Source organism: Chitinophagaceae bacterium, from assembly GCA_016710165.1.
In the GTDB taxonomy this organism is placed as follows: domain Bacteria; phylum Bacteroidota; class Bacteroidia; order Chitinophagales; family Chitinophagaceae; genus Ferruginibacter.
Window position 1 is genome coordinate 301,791 of record JADJLJ010000001.1, and the last position, 23,070, is coordinate 324,860.

The 23,070-nt window shown below is 46.6% G+C and carries 23 protein-coding genes and 1 pseudogene; 15 read left to right on the forward strand and 9 right to left on the reverse strand.

What is annotated here, in order from left to right; all coding sequences use genetic code 11:
• Positions 1-76: 76 nt before the first annotated feature.
• Positions 77-1,915: a UbiD family decarboxylase gene (locus IPJ02_01370; protein ID MBK7374253.1), complete on the forward strand. Its 1,839-nt coding sequence runs from the start codon at positions 77-79 to the stop codon at positions 1,913-1,915.
• 11 nt (positions 1,916-1,926) lie between these two features.
• Here the strand turns inward: IPJ02_01370 and IPJ02_01375 are convergent, their stop codons facing one another.
• A complete protein-coding gene (locus tag IPJ02_01375) occupies positions 1,927-3,906 on the reverse strand; it encodes a DUF3857 domain-containing protein (GenBank protein MBK7374254.1) in 1,980 nt (659 codons plus the stop codon).
• Positions 3,907-3,979: 73 nt separating this feature from the next.
• On the opposite strand from IPJ02_01375, the gene IPJ02_01380 reads away from it, so the two are divergent.
• A complete protein-coding gene (locus IPJ02_01380) occupies positions 3,980-4,870 on the forward strand; it encodes a TraB/GumN family protein (protein ID MBK7374255.1) in 891 nt (296 codons plus the stop codon).
• Between the two features lie 151 nt (positions 4,871-5,021).
• Here IPJ02_01380 and IPJ02_01385 read toward each other — a convergent pair whose 3' ends face one another.
• Positions 5,022-5,303, reverse strand: a complete 282-nt coding sequence (locus tag IPJ02_01385) for a DUF721 domain-containing protein (protein ID MBK7374256.1) — start codon at positions 5,301-5,303, stop codon at positions 5,022-5,024.
• A gap of 143 nt (positions 5,304-5,446) precedes the next feature.
• Positions 5,447-6,529, reverse strand: a complete 1,083-nt coding sequence (locus IPJ02_01390) for a DNA replication/repair protein RecF (GenBank protein MBK7374257.1) — start codon at positions 6,527-6,529, stop codon at positions 5,447-5,449.
• 103 nt (positions 6,530-6,632) lie between these two features.
• On the opposite strand from IPJ02_01390, the gene IPJ02_01395 reads away from it, so the two are divergent.
• The 12 genes and pseudogenes from IPJ02_01395 (at position 6,633) to IPJ02_01450 (ending at position 17,987) form a co-directional block, all read left to right on the forward strand.
• Positions 6,633-8,075, forward strand: coding sequence for a hypothetical protein (locus IPJ02_01395; GenBank protein MBK7374258.1), 1,443 nt, complete (start codon positions 6,633-6,635; stop codon positions 8,073-8,075).
• Positions 8,072-9,082, forward strand: a complete 1,011-nt coding sequence (locus tag IPJ02_01400; protein ID MBK7374259.1) for a gliding motility-associated C-terminal domain-containing protein — start codon at positions 8,072-8,074, stop codon at positions 9,080-9,082. The genes IPJ02_01395 and IPJ02_01400 overlap by 4 nt, the downstream gene beginning before the upstream one ends.
• Positions 9,083-9,193: 111 nt before the next feature.
• Positions 9,194-11,200, forward strand: a complete 2,007-nt coding sequence (locus IPJ02_01405; GenBank protein ID MBK7374260.1) for an SBBP repeat-containing protein — start codon at positions 9,194-9,196, stop codon at positions 11,198-11,200.
• A complete protein-coding gene (locus tag IPJ02_01410; GenBank protein ID MBK7374261.1) occupies positions 11,194-11,631 on the forward strand; it encodes a gliding motility-associated C-terminal domain-containing protein in 438 nt (145 codons plus the stop codon). The genes IPJ02_01405 and IPJ02_01410 overlap by 7 nt, the downstream gene beginning before the upstream one ends.
• Positions 11,632-11,742: 111 nt before the next feature.
• Positions 11,743-12,735 (forward strand): pyruvate dehydrogenase (acetyl-transferring) E1 component subunit alpha, encoded by a 993-nt coding sequence (gene pdhA, locus IPJ02_01415; GenBank protein ID MBK7374262.1) that lies wholly within the window; start codon positions 11,743-11,745, stop codon positions 12,733-12,735.
• A gap of 40 nt (positions 12,736-12,775) precedes the next feature.
• Complete coding sequence (locus tag IPJ02_01420) at positions 12,776-13,495, forward strand: tetratricopeptide repeat protein (GenBank protein ID MBK7374263.1); 720 nt, start codon at positions 12,776-12,778, stop codon at positions 13,493-13,495.
• A gap of 74 nt (positions 13,496-13,569) precedes the next feature.
• Positions 13,570-14,061 (forward strand): 6,7-dimethyl-8-ribityllumazine synthase, encoded by a 492-nt coding sequence (locus tag IPJ02_01425; protein MBK7374264.1) that lies wholly within the window; start codon positions 13,570-13,572, stop codon positions 14,059-14,061.
• Positions 14,062-14,069: 8 nt separating this feature from the next.
• Positions 14,070-14,507 (forward strand): hypothetical protein, encoded by a 438-nt coding sequence (locus IPJ02_01430; protein MBK7374265.1) that lies wholly within the window; start codon positions 14,070-14,072, stop codon positions 14,505-14,507.
• A 1-nt stretch (position 14,508) separates the two neighbouring features.
• The gene (locus IPJ02_01435) at positions 14,509-15,231 is read left to right on the forward strand and encodes a (Fe-S)-binding protein (protein MBK7374266.1); all 723 of its coding nucleotides are present in this window, start codon (positions 14,509-14,511) and stop codon (positions 15,229-15,231) included.
• 60 nt (positions 15,232-15,291) lie between these two features.
• A complete protein-coding gene (locus IPJ02_01440) occupies positions 15,292-16,323 on the forward strand; it encodes a hypothetical protein (protein ID MBK7374267.1) in 1,032 nt (343 codons plus the stop codon).
• Positions 16,317-16,583, forward strand: coding sequence for a hypothetical protein (locus IPJ02_01445; protein MBK7374268.1), 267 nt, complete (start codon positions 16,317-16,319; stop codon positions 16,581-16,583). Before IPJ02_01440 ends, IPJ02_01445 begins: the two co-directional genes overlap by 7 nt.
• A 130-nt stretch (positions 16,584-16,713) precedes the next feature.
• A pseudogene (locus tag IPJ02_01450) lies at positions 16,714-17,987 on the forward strand (amino acid permease).
• 62 nt (positions 17,988-18,049) lie between these two features.
• On the opposite strand, the gene IPJ02_01455 reads toward IPJ02_01450, so the two are convergent.
• The 6 genes from IPJ02_01455 to IPJ02_01480 all read right to left on the reverse strand — a co-directional run bounded on the left by IPJ02_01455 (position 18,050) and on the right by IPJ02_01480 (position 22,465).
• Complete coding sequence (locus tag IPJ02_01455) at positions 18,050-18,529, reverse strand: DUF1203 domain-containing protein (GenBank protein MBK7374269.1); 480 nt, start codon at positions 18,527-18,529, stop codon at positions 18,050-18,052.
• A gap of 65 nt (positions 18,530-18,594) precedes the next feature.
• On the reverse strand, positions 18,595-19,425 hold the full coding sequence (locus IPJ02_01460; GenBank protein MBK7374270.1) for a methylated-DNA--[protein]-cysteine S-methyltransferase: 831 nt from the start codon (positions 19,423-19,425) through the stop codon (positions 18,595-18,597).
• A 542-nt stretch (positions 19,426-19,967) separates the two neighbouring features.
• Positions 19,968-20,645 (reverse strand): HupE/UreJ family protein, encoded by a 678-nt coding sequence (locus tag IPJ02_01465; protein ID MBK7374271.1) that lies wholly within the window; start codon positions 20,643-20,645, stop codon positions 19,968-19,970.
• Positions 20,646-20,704: 59 nt separating this feature from the next.
• Positions 20,705-21,109: a hypothetical protein gene (locus IPJ02_01470; GenBank protein ID MBK7374272.1), complete on the reverse strand. Its 405-nt coding sequence runs from the start codon at positions 21,107-21,109 to the stop codon at positions 20,705-20,707.
• A gap of 133 nt (positions 21,110-21,242) precedes the next feature.
• Positions 21,243-21,773 (reverse strand): DUF4331 family protein, encoded by a 531-nt coding sequence (locus IPJ02_01475; protein MBK7374273.1) that lies wholly within the window; start codon positions 21,771-21,773, stop codon positions 21,243-21,245.
• Between the two features lie 26 nt (positions 21,774-21,799).
• Positions 21,800-22,465 carry a DUF4331 family protein gene (locus IPJ02_01480; GenBank protein ID MBK7374274.1) on the reverse strand — a complete coding sequence of 222 codons (666 nt, stop codon included), beginning with the start codon at positions 22,463-22,465 and terminating at the stop codon, positions 21,800-21,802.
• A 194-nt stretch (positions 22,466-22,659) separates the two neighbouring features.
• Here IPJ02_01480 and IPJ02_01485 point away from each other — a divergent pair, with 194 nt between their 5' ends.
• Entirely contained in the window at positions 22,660-23,070 is a 411-nt protein-coding gene (locus IPJ02_01485) for an EVE domain-containing protein (protein MBK7374275.1), read from the forward strand.

Consider the following 23,070-nt stretch of genomic DNA (forward strand, 5'->3'; position numbering starts at 1 on the left):
CGTATCTGGTATCCTACACCAACAATCCCCCTTTCTCTTGCGATTCTGTTATACATTTGTCCTGTAATAAACTCTAATGGTCTATCGCTCTCTTGAAGATTGTTTACTCGACCTGGAACGCAATGGCCAGCTCATCCGCATCAAAGAAGAAGTTGATCCGTACCTGGAAATGGCGGCCATTCACCTGCGGGTGCACGAGGCCGGCGGGCCGGCACTGCTGTTTGAAAATGTAAAAGGAAGTAAGTTCAGGGCGGCATCCAATATCTTCGGCACGCTGGAACGAAGTGAATTCATTTTCCGGGATACGTTAAAGACCGTTCAGCAACTGATCGAATTGAAGGACGACCCGGTAAAGGCCATTAAAAGCCCCCTTAAGAATTTCAGTGCCGGCTTAGCAGCGCTGAATGCATTGCCGAAGAAGGATCCGGCAACAAGACCGGTCTTGTATGAAGAGATAAAAATTTCCGACATACCCCAGGTCCATCACTGGCCGATGGATGGAGGGGCCTTTGTAACCCTGCCCCAGGTGTATACAGAGGATATTGAAAAGCCCGGCATCATGCATGCCAACCTGGGCATGTACCGCATCCAGTTATCCGGCAATGATTATGAACCGGGCAAAGAAGCTGGCCTGCATTATCAATTGCACCGGGGTATTGGTGTTCATCAGTCCAAAGCCAGTCAAAAAGGCTTACCGCTTAAAGTAAGTGTGTTTGCCGGCGGGCCGCCGGCGCATAGTGTGGCCGCTGTGATGCCGCTGCCGGAAGGGATCAGTGAAATGACATTTGCCGGCGTACTGGGTGCACGAAGGTTCAGGTACACATATGAAGATGGGTTTTGCATAAGCACCGATGCTGATTTTGTAATTACGGGGGAAGTGTATCCAAATGATAACAAACCCGAAGGACCTTTTGGTGATCACCTGGGTTATTACAGTTTAAAACACGATTTTCCTGTAATGAAAGTGCATAAGGTTTATGCAAGAAAGAATGCCATCTGGCCTTTTACGGTTGTTGGCCGCCCGCCGCAGGAAGATACCAGTTTTGGCCAACTCATTCATAAAATGACCGGCAAAGCTTTGCAGCAGGAAATACCGGGACTGAAAGAAGTGCATGCCGTTGATGCGGCAGGGGTTCACCCGTTATTACTTGCCATCGGCAGCGAAAGATATACACCATATGCACAGGCAAAACAACCGGCTGAGATATTAACCATTGCCAACCATATTTTAGGTACCGGGCAACTGAGTCTTGCTAAATTTTTATTTATAACCGCCGGTGATGAGCATACGTTAAGCACACACAATGTTGAAGAATACTTCAACTATGTTTTGCAGCGGATCGATCTGAAAAGAGATATCCATTTTTATACAAACACCACCATGGATACCCTGGACTATTCGGGCACCGGTCTTAACAGCGGAAGCAAGGTTGTGCTGGCTGCCTACGGACCATCCCGGAGGGAACTGAATACTGAAGTGCCTGCTGTATTGAAGGATCTGCAGTCGTTTGAAAATGCCCGGCTGGTAATGCCGGGGGTAATTGCCCTGCAGGCAAGGCCATTTACAAATTATGAAGCGGCTGTTAAGGAGATGGAAATGCTCAATGAGCAATGTGGGATGTACAATGATCAATTAAAAGGCATTCCGCTGATCGTGATCTGTGATGATGCCGCTTTTGTAAGCCAAAGACTCAATAACTTTTTGTGGGTAACATTCACCCGTTGCAACCCTTCGTATGATATGTATGGGATCAACCCTTTTACCGAAAAGAAGCACTGGGGCTGTCATGGGCCACTGGTGATCGATGCCCGGATCAAGCCTCATCATGCTCCGCCCGTGGAAAAAGATGCCGCTACAGAAAAAAGGATTGACAGGCTTTTTGAAACGGGGGGCAGTTTATACCGGGTCATTTAAAAGGGGATTTATCAGGGCGCTGTTTTCTTCTTTATCACCACCTGCTCATTCAGTTTATCAAACATCTTTTTGTGAAACTCCCGGAAATCCGGGTAACTGTCGGCAGGGTAGAAGGTCCGTTTGAATTCCACCGTGATCCGTATGTTCAGGAGGTTCCCATCTGCATTCACGGTGCGGTTGAATATGATACCCCTGTCGGCAGTGGCCATGGCAATGTTTTCGGGCAGCCCGTCAAAAACATAATCGGCAGGAATGGTGAAATTACCAAACAGGTTATAATCCTGGTGTACGCCAAAATCCACATCCGATGACCGGGTCTCTGAAACGAAATGGTTTATGTCCAGGTCGGAAAAAAGATTTACGCTGAAATATTTGTAATTGCCCGAACTGTTGAGCACGGAACTGAATTTCACTTTCTGCTCCAGCGGCATCGAATCCGCTTCCGCATTGTTGATGGTAAGTTCTTCCACCCGTACAGAAGGGTAGGGCTTTAAAAAATGATCTTCCTTGAATTTCTGTTTATTGCTGTTCCATTCTTCACAACGCTGCACCCGGGCATAATCGTAACAATTCACTAGGCAGCTGCCTTTCATATTCCCTTCTGCATCTATTTCGCCCTGTACAGCAGCCGTTACCTTATAATGATTCCTGCCTGAAATGATCTCTTTCCACCGCCCGTTCTCGCCTTCCACGATGAACCCGTTCGTATTTACCACTTCTTCCGGGATGAGCCTGTAATGGATCACTTTGTTGGTTGCATCCAGGACAAAATGATTATTGTTGATGGTCACAATCGCCATCACGCTGTTGAACTGGCTTTTGTTGGGGTAGTTGGGCACTGCAAGGCCGTTGTCCCGTGTACTGAAAAGAATGAGTTGGGCCTTTATGCAGGCATCATTCAGCAGTTTTATCAGCAACAGGTTGATGTCTGCCAGGTTACCCTTTTTTGTTTCCCATGTCCTGGCGATACCGATATCGGTATAAATGCCGTTATCCTCATTCCAGGTAAGGTCCTGGCGTAGTTTATTATACAGGAATTTCATCCGCTGTTCAGCATCCGCCACCCGTTTTGCTTCTTCAACCAGTGGAGCAGCAGCCGGTACATTGTGCTCAAGTTGCAGCCCGAAACTTTCATCTTTTTTCAGGTCTTTTATGATATCACTCCATTTCGTACTGATATCATCTGTACGGTCGCCGTAGTCGATCTGTGTTAAGTGAAATTCTATCCGCTGCATATAATCCTTTGCGGCGCCCATGAAGGGTTCATCTTTTATCCCCAACAGGTTGTGCATGGTGTATTTGCTCGTCAGCACTTTGGTTTCAAGCGCTCCTTCCGCCATGGAAATGATCTCTGTGCTTACATCCTGTTTGTCTTCAATGGGGTCAACTACATTCGGCTGTATGGAAAAACGGAAGAACTGGGGAATCTTCAGCTGGTATTCGCTGAACCGTACCGGGATGCGGTGCTGGAAATACCAGTCATTGAGGTTGATGGTCTCTGTTTCAATGCTGTAACTATATTCAATGATGCTCCCCACTTTTACTTCGGGAAACGCAATGATCATGGCTGCGTGACTGGCATCAACTTTTTTTGAATAAATGGATGATTTTTTTACTTCCGTGGTCTGAACCTTACCGGAAGCATCCAGGTTGTAAGTATTCGCATTTAGTTTTAAGATCTTCTGTTCATTGTTGCGGTTGTAATACGGTATGCGCACGTCTGCCAGTGCGATCCCGCTCTCTTTTAATATTTTGATGCGTGTCCTCCTTTCATAAACGGTCTTAAATGTGGAGAACCCCACGGTACCCCGGTCGTAATAGGTATTGCCGTAATCAAGCAGTACGAGGGCAGCGGCCCCCTTGTCAAAATCGCAGTCCGTCATCAGCAGGTCGGCCTTATCCACTTTACCAAAACCGGGTTGTCCCTTTTGTGCAATGGTGCCCAACGGGAAAAAAAGAACGAGCAGGAATGAGAAAGCGGCCGTTTTCATATTTGATGTTTCAGCTAATATAATAAAAAGGATCTATGATCGTATTGTTTTTGTATTTTTATTCATGACCTTTTTGATCAGACTTCTTTACCTGGCAATCCTTCTCTTGATAAAAGGGCCTGCTGAAGCACAGGCTCCCGTTCAGTTCAAAACAAACCCGGATAATAATACCGTGTTGTGGGAAGTAAGCGGCAACGGGCTTACAACATCCAGTTACCTGCTCGGTACCTTTCACCTGCTTTGTAAAGAGGATGTGCTATTCAGTGATGCACTGAAACAGGCGGTAAAAAATGCTTCGGCGGTTTACATGGAACTGGACATGGATGATATTACCACCATCTTGGGGGGATTGAACATGATGCAGATGAAGAACGGTAAAAAACTGAAGGACCTTTTTACGGCTGAAGAATACAAACGGGTGGAATCATTTTTTAAGGATTCGCTGAAAACATCGCTTGGTTTTTACCAGGGAACCAAGCCCATGATGCTTACCTCGCTCATTTATCCCAAACTGATGGAATGTAAAACGGTGAGTGGCGTGGAGCAGCAACTGGCAAAGCTGGCCAAGGAAAACAAGAAGGAACTGCTGGGGCTGGAGACCCTCGCGTTCCAGGCATCTGTTTTTGACAGCATTCCCTATGAGGCCCAGGCGGTTGAACTCCTCAAAACGATCGACAGCCTGCAAAGGTCAAAACGCTTCTTCGACTCGATGGTGAGTGCTTATAAGAACCAGGACATGGCTGCCATGGAGCGGATGATGAATGACAAGGATTACGGGATGGAAGACAAACAAGATATGATGCTCGACAACCGGAACAGGAACTGGGTAGGGCAACTGAAAACCATCATGCATAAAGACCCGGTATTTGTTGCTGTTGGCGCCGGTCATTTACCAGGCCAGGCAGGACTGATCGCTTTGCTGCGGAAGGAAGGGTTTGTGGTCAGGCCGCTGGAGAATAAGTAAGGGGAGATACAGGATACCGGATACAGGATACCGGATACAGGATACAGGATGCAGGATACAGGATACGAGATACAGGATGTAAGATGTTTCTTTACTAAAGGTATTTTAAATCACGGATCATGTATCCGGTATCTTGTATCCCGCATCGGTATTACTTAATGACCACATCCTTGATCGTCTTTTCACCCAATGCATCATTTACCCTTTCCTTTATCTTTTCTTTTTGAAAAAGCAATTCATTCTTGAGCGGGGCAACCGACGTAGTTATGTACAAGGTGGAATGGATGATCTGTATCTTGTCGGTGTATTTGGCGATTGTTTTCCCCATCACTTCTTCCCACACGTCTTCAATACGCAATGCCTGTATGCCGTTCTTGAGCCGGCTTTTTTGAAGGAACTGGTTGATGGCATCCTGTAATGAAATTTCTCCCATGGGGTAAAGGTAAGGCAATGATGCGGGATGCAGGATTCAAGATACCGGATACAGGATACCAGATACGGGATACGAGATACCGGATACAGAATGCTGGCAGTATACATATCCTGTATCCTGGATCTGGTATCCCGTATCGGTTCTTACAATTCAACGATCTGGTACTCCGTCCCCAGTTTTTCAAACGCTTCTTCCAGCCGTTCCCGGTGCGTATCGGTAATGAACACCTGGCCGATGTTTTCGGTGCAAACCCAATGCAATAGCCGGTGCATGCGGTTATCGTCCAGTTTCTCAAAAACGTCATCCAGCAAAAGGAGGGGGGTGAAACCCTTATTAATTTTCAGCAACTCAAACTCTGCCAGTTTCAAAGCGAACAACAGACTCTTACGCTGCCCCTGCGAAGCCGTGGTCTTAAATACCTGGCCATCCAGCTGCATCGTTATATCGTCTTTGTGAATGCCCGCATTACTGCGCTGTAAAAGGAAATCCTTTTCCCGGTACTGGTTAAGCAGGCTGTAAAGATCTGTTTCATTCAGCTGGCTGTTGTATTGAATGGAAACCTTTTCCTCTTTTCCGGCGATCTGTGTATAAAATTGCTGCACCAGCGGGATCATGGCTTCGGTGAACTGTTTTCTTTTTTCATAGATACGGTTTCCCGGCCCCATGAATTGTTCGTCCAGCACTTCCAGCAGGGGCCAGTCCGTTTTTCCCTGTTCGGCAAATCGCTTTAACAAACTGTTCCGCTGTTGTAAAACCTTATTGTATTTAATAAGATCCTGCAAGTAGTCTGCATCCATCTCACTCAGCACGGTATCCATGAACCGGCGCCTTTCTTCGCTGCCGCCGGTGATGAGTTCAATATCATCCGGGGCCACCATCACGGCGGGGAATTTGCCGATGTGCTGCGAGAATTTTTCATAAGGCACATCATTGAGGAGCAATTCTTTTTTACCGGCAAGCCGGTTGATGCAGGTGAGTTTCTGGTCTTCCGCTGCTGTTTTAAAGATGGCTTCCAGCCTGAAACCGTCATGGTCGAACTGAATGCTCAATCCGTCCGTTTTACTGAAATAACTTTTGGTAAAGCAGCAGTAATAGATGGCATCCAGCAGGTTGGTCTTGCCCCGGCCGTTTAGGCCACAGATGCCGGTAACTCTTTCATCGAAAACGAAAGAATGGAGGTTATAGTTCTTGAACTGGGTGAGGGTTATTTTACGAAGAAATAACATAGGCTGCAAGATACAGAATGTAGTTGCTGTTTTATATTTATCATTGTTAACGCTATCTTTATCCGGGATTAGCCCTTGTAAAAGTTAAATTTTGATCCTGCACGTGAAGAAAATACTGCTTATACTATTTGTGATTTGTACCAATTATCTACAGGCTCAAGTATTAAATTTTGAGTGGGCAAAACAATTTGGCAGTTCCTTATTCGATTATGGCATCTCGCTAAAAACGGATGCGATGGGTAACGTGTATTCAACCGGGGTCTTTGCAGGAACAGTTGATTTTGACCCAGGCCCCGGAGTATTTAACCTGACTTCAGACAATGGTTCTACCAATATTTATATATCGAAAATGAACGCTGCCGGTAACTTTATCTGGGCAAAACACTTCGATGGTCCGGGTAATGATGAACCCAGGAACCTAGAGCTTGACCAAGCAGGGAATATTTACATTACCGGATTTATCGGGGGTATTACAGACTTTGATCCGGGCCCGGGAGTTTTAAATCTATCGCCTCCTTCCGACCAGACTGCATTTTTAAGTAAACTGGATAAAGATGGAAATCTTATCTGGGCCAAACTGGTAGCGCAAGGTGCTGCCCATTCAAGAGGTTCATCAATTAAGGTAGATGCCTTAGGAAATGTCTATTCAACAGGGTATTTTACGTCTCGGACAGATTTTGATCCTGGGCCAGGTTTGTTTGAAATGAATGGACGTCCCAGTACTTACGTTCAAAAACTGGATGTAAACGGCAATTTCGTTTGGGCAAAACAGATCCAGGACCCACCATCTAGCCCGGATATACCATCATCATGGGGATTTTCACTTGTGCTCGATAGGAAAGAGAATACTTATATAACGGGGACTTTTCATTATCAATCAGACTTTGATCCTGGCCCCGGTATCTACTTATTGTCATCTCCCCATAGTATTTACATCTGGAAACTAGATAGCAATGGGAATTTTGTGTGGGCCAGGATGCTTGGCACTTCTGCAGCACAGATCTCTTATGCAATGGTGAATGATAATTCGGGTAACTTGTACATAACGGGACATTTCAGTCAAACGGTTGATTTTGATCCAGGACCAGGTACTTATAACCTTACCTCGACAGGTACAAATGATATTTTTGTCTTGAAATTAAGCCCGGATGGGAATTTAATATGGGCAAAACAATTTGGTAATACAGAAGAACCAAATTCGTATGAGCAAACTCATTTTGCCATTACACTTGATAACCTGGGCGCCGTTTATATTACCGGGCTGTTTATAGGGATCGGGGATTTTGATCCCGGTCCGGGTGTGTTTAACCTTACCTCAACGGATGCATCCGATATTTATATTTGTAAACTTAATAACAATGGCGATTTGATCTGGGCAAAAAGCATGGGTGGAGTGTGGTATGATTATGGCTTTTCTATTAATGTTGACGCCTCAAAAAATATCTATACAACAGGAGCATTCGAAAATACAGTTGATTTTGACCCGGGCCCTGGAATATATACCCTTAGTTCACCAGAAGTACTAATGTTTATATCCACAAGATGAGTCAATGTATTGGGAATACAAACTCTACTATTAATGCTGCTGTTTGTAATAGCTATGTATTGAATGGACATATCTATACAAGCACTGGTACATATACACAGGTTATTGCAAACGCTGCAGGTTGCGATAGTATCATCACGCTTAACCTGATCATCAACAGGAAATTCACTTCAATAAACGCAACCATCTGCGAAGGACAAACCTACTACGCCGGTGGCGCCAACCAAACTACTTCAGGTATTTATAAAGATACGTTGCTTACCAGCCTTGGTTGTGATTCTGTGATTACAACAACCTTAACAGTACATCCCAAACCAAACCCCGACCTGGGCCCTGACAGAAATCTTTGTGTGTCTTCAGCGGCGATAATTACCCCGGGAGTCTTTAACAGCTATCTCTGGCAGGATAACAGCACGCAACCAAACTTCACGGTCAACAGTATTGGTACATACTGGGTAAAAGTTACCGATGTCAATACTTGTACTGCAACAGACAGCCTGAAGGTATTGGCAATAGATACCGTACCTAAGAACTTCTTACCGCCTGATCAAAAGATATGTTATGGTAACGAAGTAAAAATATCCGTGCCGGGATATAAGGACTATTTGTGGAATACAGGTTCCACTTTGGGGAATATTTCGCTGAGGAGTTTCGGAACATTCTACCTCACTGTAACAGATAATAATAACTGCAGCGGTACGGACTCGATAACCATTCTAAGGGCCAACTGCATTCCCATCGGCATACCCAATGCATTTACACCGAATGGCGATGGAAAAAATGATGTTTTCAAGCCTACCATTAACCAGGCTGTTCAGAACTTCAGTTTTATTGTATTCAACCGCTACGGTGAAAAAGTATTTGAGACAAACGAATACGGGAAAGGTTGGGATGGAACTTACAAAGGCAAAAATCAACCCTCTGGCTCTTATGTGTACCGCATTACATTCTCCAATATTTATGGCTGGGAATCTGTAAATAATGGTAGTTTCTTGCTGATCCGCTGATTCTTCCTAAAAGCAGCATCCGGTTGCTCCTGCTTGCCTTAGCATTCAAACCCCGGGTATTACAGCGGACGGCACCAAACCTTTGCCCGGTTTTTTACGTTTAGATATGAAATGAAAAGCTTCCCTGCCATATTCGCTTTCCTGTTTGGCAGCCTTGCCGTTGCAAATGGCCAGTCAGCCAAACTGGAATGGGCCAGCCAGATGCGTGGCAGTTCATTTGACGTATGCCAGGCACTGGCGCTGGATGCAGCAGGCAATGTTTATGCCACCGGCTATTTTTCCACCACTACTGATTTTGATCCCGGCACCGGGGTATTCGATCTTCGGTCGGTAAATGCCGAAGACATTTTCCTGGCCAAGTACAGGCCCGATGGCAGCCTGGTATGGGCAAAGAGCATCGGTGATTTCAGGTACCAGGCCGGCTATGCACTCACCCTCGATTCGGCCGGGAATATTTATATGACGGGTATCTTTTTTGGTTCACTTGATTTTGATCCCGGCCCGGGGGTGACCACTTTGGGTTCTGCCGGTAACGAAGACATATTCATTTCCAAATTTGACAACAACGGGAATTTTGTATGGGCCAGGAAGATCGGCGGCCCTTCCAACGATTTCAGTAATGCCATCGTACTTGACAGGTCCGGTAATATTTACCTCAACGGGTATTTCGACGGCACATCCGATTTCGACCCGGGCACGGGCATTTATAACATGACATCCCTGGGCTCAACCGACATCTATATCTGCAAACTCAGCAATACCGGGAATTTTATATGGGCAAAACAAATTGGCGGAACATTGTCGGAAGGGGCGTATTCCATTGGCCTCGACGGGCAGAATAATATTTATACCACCGGCTTTTTCTGGGGTACGGTGGACTTTGATCCCGGCAGCAATGTATATGATCTCAGTTCCAATGGCTTTGGCGATGGATTTATCCTGAAGCTGAATGCAAACGGCGGTTTTGTGAGGGCCGGAAGGATGGGTGGGGACGGAAGGGTACGTTGCACGAGCCTGAAACCGGATAATGCCGGTTCCATACTGGTGACCGGGTATTTTGATGGCAATACCGATTTTGATACCGGTACCGGGACAAACATATTGAGTTCACCCATTGGCGATGAAGATGTATTTGTGGCCAAATATGATCTCAACTTCAACCTCGTTTGGGTAAAACATATTATCGGCCCTTCGTTTCAACGTTGTTTTGCCGTGGAAGCCGATGCAGATAATAATGTGTATGCCACGGGCCATTACAATGGTTCGGCCGATTTTGACCCCGGCCCAGGCACACGCATACTTACCGCCACCGGCGATCCCGATATTTTTGTGTTGAAATTAAATACTGCCGGTGAATTTGTATGGGTAGCGCAGGGCACCGGTTCGTTTTATGGCAGCGGGTATACATTGAAACTGGATGAACAGGATAATATCTTCGTGGCCGGCACTTTTGAAGGGACCAAGGATTTCGATCCCGGCCCGGACGAATACAAACTCACTTCAGCAGGGCAAAGTGAGATCTTTATTCAGAAACTCAGGCAGTGTTCCAATGCCGCCGTTACTACAGATCTTACCGTCAACACCTGCACATCCTATACCCTCAACGGAAGGACATACAACAGCAGCGGCAACTATGTTCATGTGGTATTAAATGACCTGGGCTGCGACAGTATCATCATCAACCTGCATCTTACCATCAGCCGGGCAACAGGTACCAAATCTGTCCGCATCTGCCAGGGCCAGGGATATTTTGCCGGGGGAAGATTGCAAACCAGCACCGGCGTATATTATGATACATTGAAAACAAATGCCGGCTGCGATTCAATTCTTATTACCAGCCTCACGGTTGATCCTTTGCCCAAACCAACCCTGGGCGCCGACCGGAATCTCTGCGAAGGACAAAGCATCGTTCTCAACCCCGGCACTTTCAACAGTTATCTCTGGCAGGACAACAGTATGCAACCGGTTTATGCTGTAACATCCACCGGTACATACCGTGTTACCGTTACCAATGAATTCAATTGCTCCGCCACGGCAAGGGTCATCATAAAGAATATCGTTCCGCTGCCAAAGGATTTTTACCCGGGGATCAGTCACTCTGCGCAGGCAATGTGCTGAAGATAAATGTACCGGGCTATCGCAGCTATACATGGAATACAGGTGCAGGCAATGCGGTAGTTGAAATAAGGGATCCCGGCATTTATTCTTTAACTGTTACCGACTTTAATAATTGTACCGGGTCTGATTCGATCATCCTCTATGAGACCAATTGCATTCCCACCGGCATACCCAATGCCTTTACACCAAATAATGATGGGAAGAACGATCATTTCCGGCCGGGTTTAAATGTAGAAGTGACCGGGTACCTCCTGCAGGTCTTTAACCGAAATGGTCAGTTGGTCTTCCAGTCAAAAGAGGTCGGTAAAGGATGGGATGGAAGGTATAAGAACCAGCAACTTGATCCGGGTACCTATGTTTACGTGGTAAAATTCAGGGACCGGGAGGGTAAACTTTATACCTTTAATGGCAACATAAGCCTGATCCGGTGATGCGTTTGATGTCGTAGCCGAAACGGTTTTAAATCAGGCTTTTCGAATTAGCAGCCCCCTGTTAATAATTCCCTTTTCTCCCTTATCTTTGCCGCCTAAAATTAAAACCCATTGGCTACAAAGTTTTCCAAAGAAACTTATTTATACTGGTACGAACTGATGCTGCTTTTACGCCGCTTCGAGGAAAAGACGGGCCAGTTATATGGTATGCAAAAGATCCGTGGCTTCTGCCACCTGTACATCGGGCAGGAAGCGGTTGCAGCCGGTTGCATGACCGCCACCAACCCGGATGATAAATTCATCACTGCCTACCGCGACCATGCCCTGGCTATCGCTAAAGGCGTTTCGGCTAAATCATGTATGGCTGAGTTATACGGCAAAGCCACCGGCTGCAGCAAGGGAAAGGGTGGCAGTATGCACTTCTTTGGCGTAAAGGAAAATTTCTTTGGTGGGCACGGCATCGTAGGTGCACAGATCGGCACGGGTGCCGGGCTGGCATTTGCAGAAAAATACCGCAATTCAAATAACGTAGTGCTTTGTTTCTTTGGTGACGGCGCCGCCCGCCAGGGCATGTTGCATGAAGCCTTTAACATGGCCATGTTGTGGAAATTACCGGTAGTGTTCATTTGCGAGAACAACTACTATGCCATGGGCACTTCGGTAGCCCGTACAAGTAACGTACTGGATATCTATAAACTGGCCGATGCATACGATATGCCCAGCGACAGCATCGATGGCATGAGCCCGGAGAACGTACACAACGGTGTATTGAGGGCCGTGAACAGGGCCAGGGAGAAGGGCGGGCCTACTTTACTTGAAATTAAAACATACCGCTATAAAGGTCACAGTATGAGCGATCCGCAGAAATACCGTACCAAAGAAGAACTGGAAGAGTACAAGGAGAAGGACCCGATCGAACACGTGCTGAAGACCCTGAAGGATCAGTATAAAGTTCCCGATGCAGATATTGAAGTGATCAATGACCGGGTGCGGACTGAAGTGGAGGAATCGGTGAAATTTGCCGAGGAAAGTCCCTGGCCGGATGACAGCGAACTGCTGAAGGACGTATATGTACAGGAAGACTATCCATTCATTGTAGACTAACAATTTTTAATTCTTAATTCATAATTTTTAATTCTTTTAAATGGCAGAGAAGCAAGCAAAAGCAGAAATGGAAGCAGCTGATGTAATTGAAAAAGCAAGAGGCTTTTGGGCAAAATACAGCAAGCTTATCATCGTAGCAAGTTCGGTGGTGATCGTATTGACCAGCGGGTACCTGGTTTACAAGTACATGTTCCAGATACCGAATGAGAAAAAAGCCAATGACCTGATATTCCCGGCAGAGAAACTCTTTGGTAAAATGTCCACGGAGTCAAATTTTGGCAAAGACACGGTCAACATTGTATTGAACGGAGATAAAGCGACAGGCGTTACCGGTCTGCTGAAGATCATCAGCAGCTACGGGAGTACCCCGGCAGGCAACCGGGCCGGATTCATGGCCGGCGCATGCTACCTGCACCTGCAGCAATACGATAAAGCCATCAAGTACCTGAAGGAATTTGACGGCAATGGTGCAAGCCAGATACAAAGCAAAGCATATCAAATGCTGGGCCATGCCTATGCAGAACAAAAGAAGACCGATGACGCATTGTCTTATTACAAGAAAGCCGCTTCGGTGGTGGACGGTGATGAAGGAATGGCTTCGGAAGCCTTGTTCATGGCGGGCAGGTATGCGGAGTCAATTGGCAAAACAAAAGACGCCATTGAACTTTTTCAAAAACTGAATGATACCTATCCTGCCAGTTCACATGTAAAATCAGGGGATGTAGAAAAGTACTTGGCAAGACTTGGTGTAACAAAATAGAACAGCGGCAATAAGGAACTGGCACGGAGCTATTGGGAATATCCCGCACGACTCACAACTCAGGTTTCACGCTTATGTCAATAAACTCAGCTAACTTAAATAATACCACAGGCATCCAGCTACCGCCGGATGCCTGTGTTGTAATTGTGCGTACCGAATGGAATGCGCAGACCGTGGATAAACTGGAAGCAGGTTGCCTGCAGGTGCTGCAGCAGCACAACGTGAACCATAAACTGATCACCGTGCCCGGCGCATTTGAAATTCCCTTTGCCATAAAAAAATACTGGGAAGCCATGAAGTATAAAGACGGCAAACCCTGTGCCTTCATCGCATTGGGTTGTGTGCTGCGGGGCGATACACCGCATTTTGATTATGTATGCAAAGCCGTCACTGATGGCATCGTGCAACTCAATCTTTCCCTACCGGTGCCCACCATCTTTGGGATACTTACGGTAGATGACCAGCAGCAGGCAGATGAGCGTACGGGTGGTAAACACGGCCACAAAGGAGAAGAAGCAGCTGTAACGGCAGTTAAGATGATGGCATTAGTTGCTACCTTTAAATAAAAAATTACATGAGGACCCTGTTTGCTGTCTTTGTAGTTCTTTCTTTTACAGCATGTAATAATGATTCATCCGTTACGGAAGAACCGGTAGTAAAAGAAGACCCGGTTCCCAAAGGAACAGGGGTGAAAGCCGAACAGGAGTACATTCATAGATTTACTGATACGGCATTGGAGCAAAAAGTAACGGCTGTTCTGATGAAACTCCCGTTTGTTCAAAAAAGCAACCGCTATATTGATTCCATCAGCAACCACAAACAGGGTATATCATTCATGCTTGATAATACCCAGGGTGCCGGGATCTCGGTACTGGCAGGATACGACAGTGACGAACGCTTTGAGACCTGGTACCATTTTTATGTAGACCCGCAGACCATGGAAGTAAAGATCTACGATCCCCTGGAAAATAAAACCGTTCCGGTAAAGGAATACTTAAAGACATTGAAATAAAATGAAAGTACAGCTATTCATACCCTGCTTTGTTGACCAGCTTTACCCCCAGACCGCTTTTAATATGGTGAAGGTGCTGGAGAAAGCCACCTGTGAAGTGCTGTACAATACCAACCAGACCTGTTGCGGCCAGCCCGCCTACAATGCCGGCTTCCGCAATGAAGCAAGGGATGTTTGCAGCAAGTTTTTAAAAGATTTCGATGGCGTTGATTACATTGTTGGCCCCAGCGCCAGTTGTGTGGGCTTTGTGCGCAATTACTACGGAAAGATATTCGATAATTCCTCGCAGCACAACCAGGTGAAGGACCTGGGCAAACGGATCTATGAATTCAGCGAGTTCCTGACCGATGTGCTCAAGATCGGGAATTACGGCGCCGAGCTGAATGCAAAAGCCACCTATCACGACAGTTGCGCTGCCTTGCGGGAATGCAGGATCAAAGAAGGCCCCCGTAAATTATTAAGCCAGGTAAAGGGACTTGAACTGGTTGAAATGAATGACGTGGAAACCTGTTGCGGTTTTGGCGGGACCTTTGCAGTAAAATTTGACGCCATCTCAGCCGGTATGGCCGACCAGAAAGTGAGCAATGCCATGGCCACCGGTGCTGAATACATCATCTCCACCGACCTCAGTTGCCTGATGCAGCTGGAGGGCTTTATCAAGGGAAAGAACCTGCCCATTAAGACCATGCATATTGCAGATGTGCTGGCCAGTGGATGGGAATAAAAAGACCTCCCGTAAGAACCGTTCCTGCGGTTTAGCCGTATATACGGTTAAACGTTGACCTTGAAACAACTCATCTTCGGTTTAGCCGCATTATTACTGGTTGCTTCCTGCAGGGAAAACAGCAAACCCATTGTATCAGCAGAATTTGTTGACAGCCTCCTCACCAATTACACCGAACCGGAAATGATAAGGTCTGTTGAAACAGACCTTCCGTTCTGGAAGAGCCGTATCGATCCCAAAAATCCCGGGCTGCTGAATGAATTAAGGTATGCTTCCACACTTGTTCAACGCTTCCACCTTTCGGGAGATATCCATGACATCATTGCTGCAGATAGTATTTTAAAAAAGGCAGACGGCACATACAGCCACAAAGAATCTGCTCCCAACATGGCGCTGGTGCGCAACAGCATCCTGCAGCACCGTTTTAAACAGGCAGATTCATTGCTGGCCGAAGCAAAGAAGGCGGATGTGAAACCATACGATGCCGTTGCCGCTTCCTTTGATGTTGCTTTTGAATCAGGGCAATACCTGTTGGCGGAAACAGAACTGAAAAAGATCGCAGACTACAATGACTACGGTTATAATTTCCGCTATGCCAGGCTGGCGCATTACAAGGGAGAAGCGGACAGCGCCCTGGCAGCCATGCACCGGGCAGCAGCAATTGCCGGAATGAATATTACGCTGAAGCAGGCTGCCTTATCCAATGAAGCAGACCTGAACCTGCACACCGGGAACCTGCAAAGAGCCAATGAACTGTATATGCGATCGATCCGCTTAAATGCCGCCGACCTTCATTCCCTCATGGGCCTGGGATGGATGGCACTGGTGCACGATAAAAATGGTACGCTGGCTGAGAAGATATTCCGTTTTGTTCAGTCAAAGACAAAAACACCGGACACACTTTTTAAATTGTCACAACTTGCTGACGCAAGAGGGGATAGGGCGATGCAGAAAAAATATGCACAGCAATATGCTGATGCAGTAACGGCCCCGGCCTACGGCAATATGTATAACAGGTATATGATCGAACTATATACCGGCATATTGAACGAACCGGCAAAAGCAGAAGCCCTTGCAAAAAAGAATTGCTGAACCGGGCCACTCCGCAGACCTATGCCTGGTATGTATGGGCTTTGTATTGCAATAATAAAACTGCGGAAGCAGCAAAGATCTGTCAGCAATATGTCTCCGGCAAACCACTGGAAGCGCCGGAACTTTACTGGATGGGAAGATTCATGCAGGGACTAAAGAAGGGTTACAATGCACAGCAGTATTTTAAAGCGGCATACAAGAACCGGTATGACCTGGGGCCTTCGATGGTAAGGTACCTGGAGGAGGCTTTGGAAGACTGAACTTAACCGGGATCATCGGGGTATTGGTTTTAACGCAGTTCAGTCTTTTCACGTTCGTCCCGGTCTCTGACCGGGATGCAATGGTTATGAGTTTTTAACTCAGTTCAGTCTTTTTCATTACCTTTTCTCAATGCTAAACCGGAGTATAAGGAAATGGGCAATGGTACTGCTCATCATCAATGGCGTGGTTGGCTCAGGGATATTTGGGTTGCCGGCAAAAACATTCAGGGAAACAGGGGTGTACAGCATTGCCGCATTCGGGGTTTGCGCCATTGCGGTTTTCGTTATCATTCTGTGTTTTGCCGAGGTCAGCAGCCGCTTTGATAAAACCGGAGGGCCTTACCTCTATGCCCTTTCCTCCTTTGGCCCCCTGCCGGCATTTCTTACAGGCTGGCTGCTGCTGGTAACAAGATTGATCACGTATGCAGCGCTTATCAACCTGCTCGTCACCTATCTTTCTGTTTTTTCGGACTGGTTCACCCTCCCATCCGCACGGATCATCAGCATTATATCATTAACTATGTTCCTTGCCGTTATAAATCATATCGGCGTAAAGGACTCCACCCGGGTGAATAATATTTTAACAGTTGCAAAACTCCTGCCTTTACTGCTCTTTATAATCGTCGGATCCTTTTTTATTGAACCAAAGAATTTCGAGATCCGGCTGGTGCCTGGTTTTTCTTCCTTTTCTTCTACCGTACTCCTGCTGGTCTTTGCTTTCGGAGGGTTTGAGTCGGTGCTGGTGAATTCCGGTGAAGTAAAGGATCCCGGCAAAAATCTCCCCTTTGCCCTCCTGCTTGCCGCCCTCATCATAGCGGTCATTTATATCCTGATACAGGTAGTGTCCATCGGCACATTGCCTGCGCTGGCTTCTGCAGAAAACCCCTGGCCCAGGCGGCCGGCTTGTTCATGGGCAAAACCGGCGCTACCATCATCGCCATCGGCGCTTTATTTTCCGTGACCGGCACACTCAATGCCATCATGCTGGTGGGCTCCCGCCTGCCCTATGCGTTCAGTGAAGAAAAACAATTTCCGAAGGTATTTTCCTTTATTCATCCAAAATACAAAACACCCACCCTGTCGCTGTTGCTGTTTATGACCGCCACGATCATTGTCTCCATCAATTACTCTTTTCTATCTGCGGCCTCCCTCAGCGCCATTACCCGGGTAATGATCTATGGCATTGTTTGTATTGCTTTGATCAGGCTCCGGAAAAAGAATGCTGCACAAACCGGGTATTTTAAAATTCCCTATGGCAGGTTCTTTGCCGTGGCCGGTATAGCAATAACGGCCTGGCTCCTGGGCAGCTCCCGGCTGAATGAACTCAGGGATGTTGCCATTGCGACCGGGGCGGGACTGGTTATTTATTTTTTAGTGGAATGGCAGAAAAGAGCAAGGAAATGATCGGGAGTTTTCCACTCATTCCGGTCAACTAAATCCCTGCCTGCCATTGAAAAACGATTTTTCTAAACCCTTTCGATCCTGCAAATAAAACAACAGGCCTCCGCATTCCTCGCATGCAGGTAATCAATTTTGGGGTTGGATCCGAATATTTCCGGGATCAGTTCATCAACATCCCGGTCACCAACCAATTTGGTAAAGACCATTTTCTGGCTTTTGCTATACCCGATCAAAGACAGGGGAAAATTCTCTTTATCTGCTTTTATCTCGGGAGGGAAGCGGTAAATGTCTTTATAAACTTCCACTTCTTCAGCGTGGATAAAAATGGGGCCGGGCTGGTTAAAGGCATTGTCAATGGCAAAGGGGCTGTGTGATAAAAGCAGGCGCTTGTCTTCTCCCACCCGAAATGGCTTTAATGACACCCGGCAGGGACCCTTTCCGGTTGCTGTCTGTTCGGTCACTTCGTGGCCGAAATCATCTTTACGTGTTTCACGGATCTGTTTGGCATATTCCCCGGTTAAGGGAACGATCTTGAATTTCTGCATGTGTTTAAATTTAGAATGTAAAGTTCCGGCACGAATGATCCTGCTGCAACCCGAAACTTGCTGACTTAATTTTCCGGGGAACATTTCGCCGCTTCCCAGCCGAGTATGGCTGTCTTGCGTTCGCTGCCCCAATGGTATTCACCAATAACGCCGGAAGACCTGATCACGCGATGGCAGGGGATGAGGAAGGCAACGGGATTGCTTCCGACCGCTGAGCCCACCGCCCTGGATGCGCCGGGGCTTTTGATGTCAGCTGCAATGGATGCATAGGTGGAGATATTTCCAAAAGGGATCTTTAATAAGGATTGCCAGACCTTCAATTGAAAAGCAGTTCCTTTTAAATGCAGCTTGACTTTTTGCAGGTCGCTCCAGTCGCCGGTAAAGAAACGAAGCGCATCCTGCTGGATCATATCGGTCTTCTGGAACAGGCTGGCGTTTGGAAAAAAGTATTGCAGGTTCCCGATCCCGGCTCTTTCATCCTTTACAAAAGCAAGCTGGCAGATGCCTTTGGGCGTGGAGGCAATGATGATATCACCAAATGCTGTTTCTGCAAAACTGTAATTGATCTTCAGCGCTTCACCACCGTTCCTGAATTCTCCGGGCGTCATGCCTTCAATGCCGATGAACAGGTCGTGCAGCCGGCCGGTGCCGGATAATCCTGTTTCAAAACTCACATCCGATAAAGAAAGATCCTGTTTCAAAAGTCCCTTTGCATATTCCACGCTGATGAACTGCAGGAATTTCTTCGGGCTCACACCGGCCCAATCCTTGAACAGCCGTTGAAAATGAAAAGGGCTCAGGTGCACTTGCCTGGCAACAGCATCCAGGTCGGGCTGTTCCTTAAAGTTCTCCTTTAGGTAAACAATGGCTTTTTCTATTCTTTCGTAATCTGTCATAGTAAGACAAAAGTACAAAGACGGGCAACGAATTAAAACCCGGAACTTGCGGTATTATCAGAATAGGCAAGGTATCTGCCGGAGAAATATTTAATCCTATCCGGTATAAGGCCGTCGGGTGATATTTCAAAATGTCACCCCTACGGGGTTTTATAAAGAGATCTTATTTTCTATTACCAAAATTTCGCCCCAGGGGGCTGGCCAGTTTATTGCCGGCATTTTGGGTAACATATCCGGAAAACATCTATGGATATTTAGCCTAGGCGGCATATTTGTAAATGCCATGAAGTTGCCCAGGCAGTTATTGCCCATTTTAGAGTAACATATCCGGAAAACATCTATGGATATTTTCGAAGCCCACTGGTCCGGCTTGTTGGTAAAAATGCAGATCATAAAATGTTGCCCCGGGGATTGACCAGTTTATTTTTTAGGGTAGCAAGGCCGGAAAACATCTTTGGATATTTTTGAAGGCCCATTGGGCCGGCATATTGGTAGAAAATGCCGATCATCGAACGTGTAAAAGCCCCATCGGGGCGGTATTTTCAGAAAAACAGCCGTTCAATTGTCCAATATCCTGCCATTAGGGTGATCAGTACAGAGAGTGGGATCACAACGGCTTTACGGTAACAGGGTTTATTTCCAAACCATTTGCCAAACAACAGGAAGGCGGATAAGATCACGGCTCCTTGTCCCAGTTCTACACCCGCATTGAACATGACCAGGGATGTCAGGTATGCATTTTCAGGTAACCCCAGTTCTCCCAGCGCATTGGCAAAGCCCATCCCATGTACCAGCCCAAACAAAAACACGATACCGATCCTTGACTTTTTCAAACCGGGTGAAACGATATTCTCCAGTCCCACATACATGATAGACAGCGCTATGATGGGCTCAACGACATTGGAAGAAGGTGTGATCACATGGAACATGGCCAGTCCCAAAGTGATGGAATGGGCAACCGTAAATGCTGTCGCCTGCCAGAGCACTGGTTTTAACCGGGGACTGAGTAAGAACAGGCTCAGCACAAAAAGGATATGATCAAAACCAAGGGGCAGGATATGTGTGAAACCCAGTTTAAGGTACAATAGGGCCGCATCGGTCCTGCTCATCGTTTCCAGTTCGCCCACTACATCATGGGCAAAAAGGGATTGGCTTACCAGCAAGAACAGGATCATAAGACCAAATCTTCTTAAGGGACGGTGATGGCTCTTTGTATGCATGCTGTTTTTGTTTTGGTTACGTAAGGTCATGTACGTAAAACCGGGATGGAGGGTTTGAATTAAAATGCAATGGTACACTTCAGTTTAAACAGGGAAGGGGCTTCCCGGAACAGTTCATCTATGTGATCGTCATAGGTATTCAGCAGGGTTGGTTTTATGCGGTTAATGCTGTTCTCCAGCAGGTCGGTGAATGTGATCTCAGTAAAGAACAGCAGGGACCTTTTTGGAAAAAGCGATAGTTTCAGAAGCGGTTCGTTATTGAGAAAAGAAAAAATATTTTTTTCCTCATGTTCTGCAATAGCAAGACTGTTTATAAAATACGGATCATGCCTGGGTTCATCTTTCCGGGGGATGCGGACCTTGCTTGTTTGCGGGACCAGCAGTTTTTCCGGCACCGAATTTTGTGCATGTTCCCATGCCGGCGACAGTAATTTTAAGATTGCCAGGAGAACAAGCTTTTTCATGTTGGTATCCGTTTACCAGCCATTTATCCTATTTACGCAGGTGGCTGATGACCGGTTTTAAATGGAAGTATGAAATGAGTAAAAAGAAAACGGCGAAGAAATAATTCTCCGCCGCGTTATGTTAGTGCACGGATCAAAAAGGGGCCGCTAAGTAGGGGAATGAAGCAAGGAATGGTTTGTCGTTTCCATTCACATTATCTTTGGTAAGCCCGGGATTGCTGGTACCTGCTGGTCCGCCGAAGATCAGCAATAACTCCACATCAATTACATCATCATCCGGTTTCCGCCCGGTCAGTACATTGGTGCCATCGAAAAAAGTGGTGACCCCGGTTGTTGAAACACCCAGTACATCTGTTGCCAGTATGCCGGTGAATGCGGAAGCATTCAATGTGAGTGCATTGGTGGTATAACCGGGGTTCAATGCCAGTAACCTTGCCTGGAATTTTGCCTGGAAAGCAGCTCCCATATTGGATGGCGTGGTAACGTTGAATGCATCTTTGTCGGCTGCCGGCACATTGAATACCGTGTTGATGGCCGGCCTTCCCATCTGGTCCTGTTGCTGGTAATAAACCGTTGGGGCCGGGGTGCTGTCATCCTCTTTTTTGCAGGATGCAGCAAGCAGGCCGCTTCCCAATACGATCGTAAATAATTTTATTGTTTTCATTTTTATCTGTTTAATGTGTTGCGTAATTAAATTTTCTTCTTGGTCTCCACCCATACATTGATGTTACCGGCAGCGTTCAATAATATTTTTGGAACTTCCACCACAATGCTCAGTACGTTGGTGCCGGCAAATGTGTCGCTGCCCGGGTTATTAAATCCGGGTGCGGTGCCGGCAAGGATCGCTTTATAGCGGTTCAGGTCAAAGAAGAACGGATCATCTCTCGGGCCGGCAAAGACCCTGATACCGGTAATACCTGTTCCGATGACTGGTGCGGCAGCGCCATAGGCTGTTACAGCAGCAGAAGCGCTTACACTTCCCTCCAGTCTGCTTCTTGTTCCTTTTTCAGATGGTAAAACAGGGCCGTAAACCTGCATACTGTTTGATGCAGCATCGTATTTGCATTGGATGACCAGGTCTTCGATGTTATCTGCATTGTTGTCGATGTTGAATTCAATGAGGGTGTTTTCATCAAATTTGGCGGTTGCGGTACTGCCCGGTGCAAGCAGGCCCTGTGTATTGGCTACAAACACCAGGTTGTTCGGATCCTGCGCCCGGAAAACATACAGATCGGTGATATCTGTTGGTTGTGCTGTTACGGCAGGCGTATCTATGTGGTCGGCCGCATAGATGATGCCCCCGGTGATCAATGTTGCCGCAGCGATCGCTGCCAGCAGTAGTTTCTTTCTTTTCATTGTAATTGTTTTTAGATGAATGATTTTAGCTTTTTGTCGTAAGGCCGACAACAGGTTTAATTACGGGATATGAAGGGGTTTGGATTGCCGGATCAAAAAATAATTGCACAATCAGGTATTTATTCTATGCAGTCAGTATTTTTACGCCAGGGATCTTACCGGTCTCCATTTTTAATTCTTAATTTTTAATTCGCATGGCATATTGGCTAGTAAAATCAGAACCCTCGGCCTATAGCTGGGATCAATTGGTAAAAGACAAACAAACCTGCTGGAGCGGAGTACGCAATTATGCAGCACGTATCAACCTGCGGGCAATGAAAAAAGGCGACGAGGCTTTATTTTATCACAGCAATGAAGGAGTTGAGATAGTAGGCATCGCCAAAGTGGTTAAGGAAGCTTACCAGGACCCTACCACCAGCGACGACCGCTGGGTAGCCGTGGATATAAAAGCAGCAAAGACTTTAAAAAAGCCGGTCCCTTTGGCCGTATTAAAAGCAGATAAACGGTTTGCAGGCATGGACCTGGTAAGATTGGGAAGGCTTAGTGTACAGACGGTAAAGCCGGAGGAGTGGGAGTTGATCATGAAGATGGCGGGAGAAAAGTAA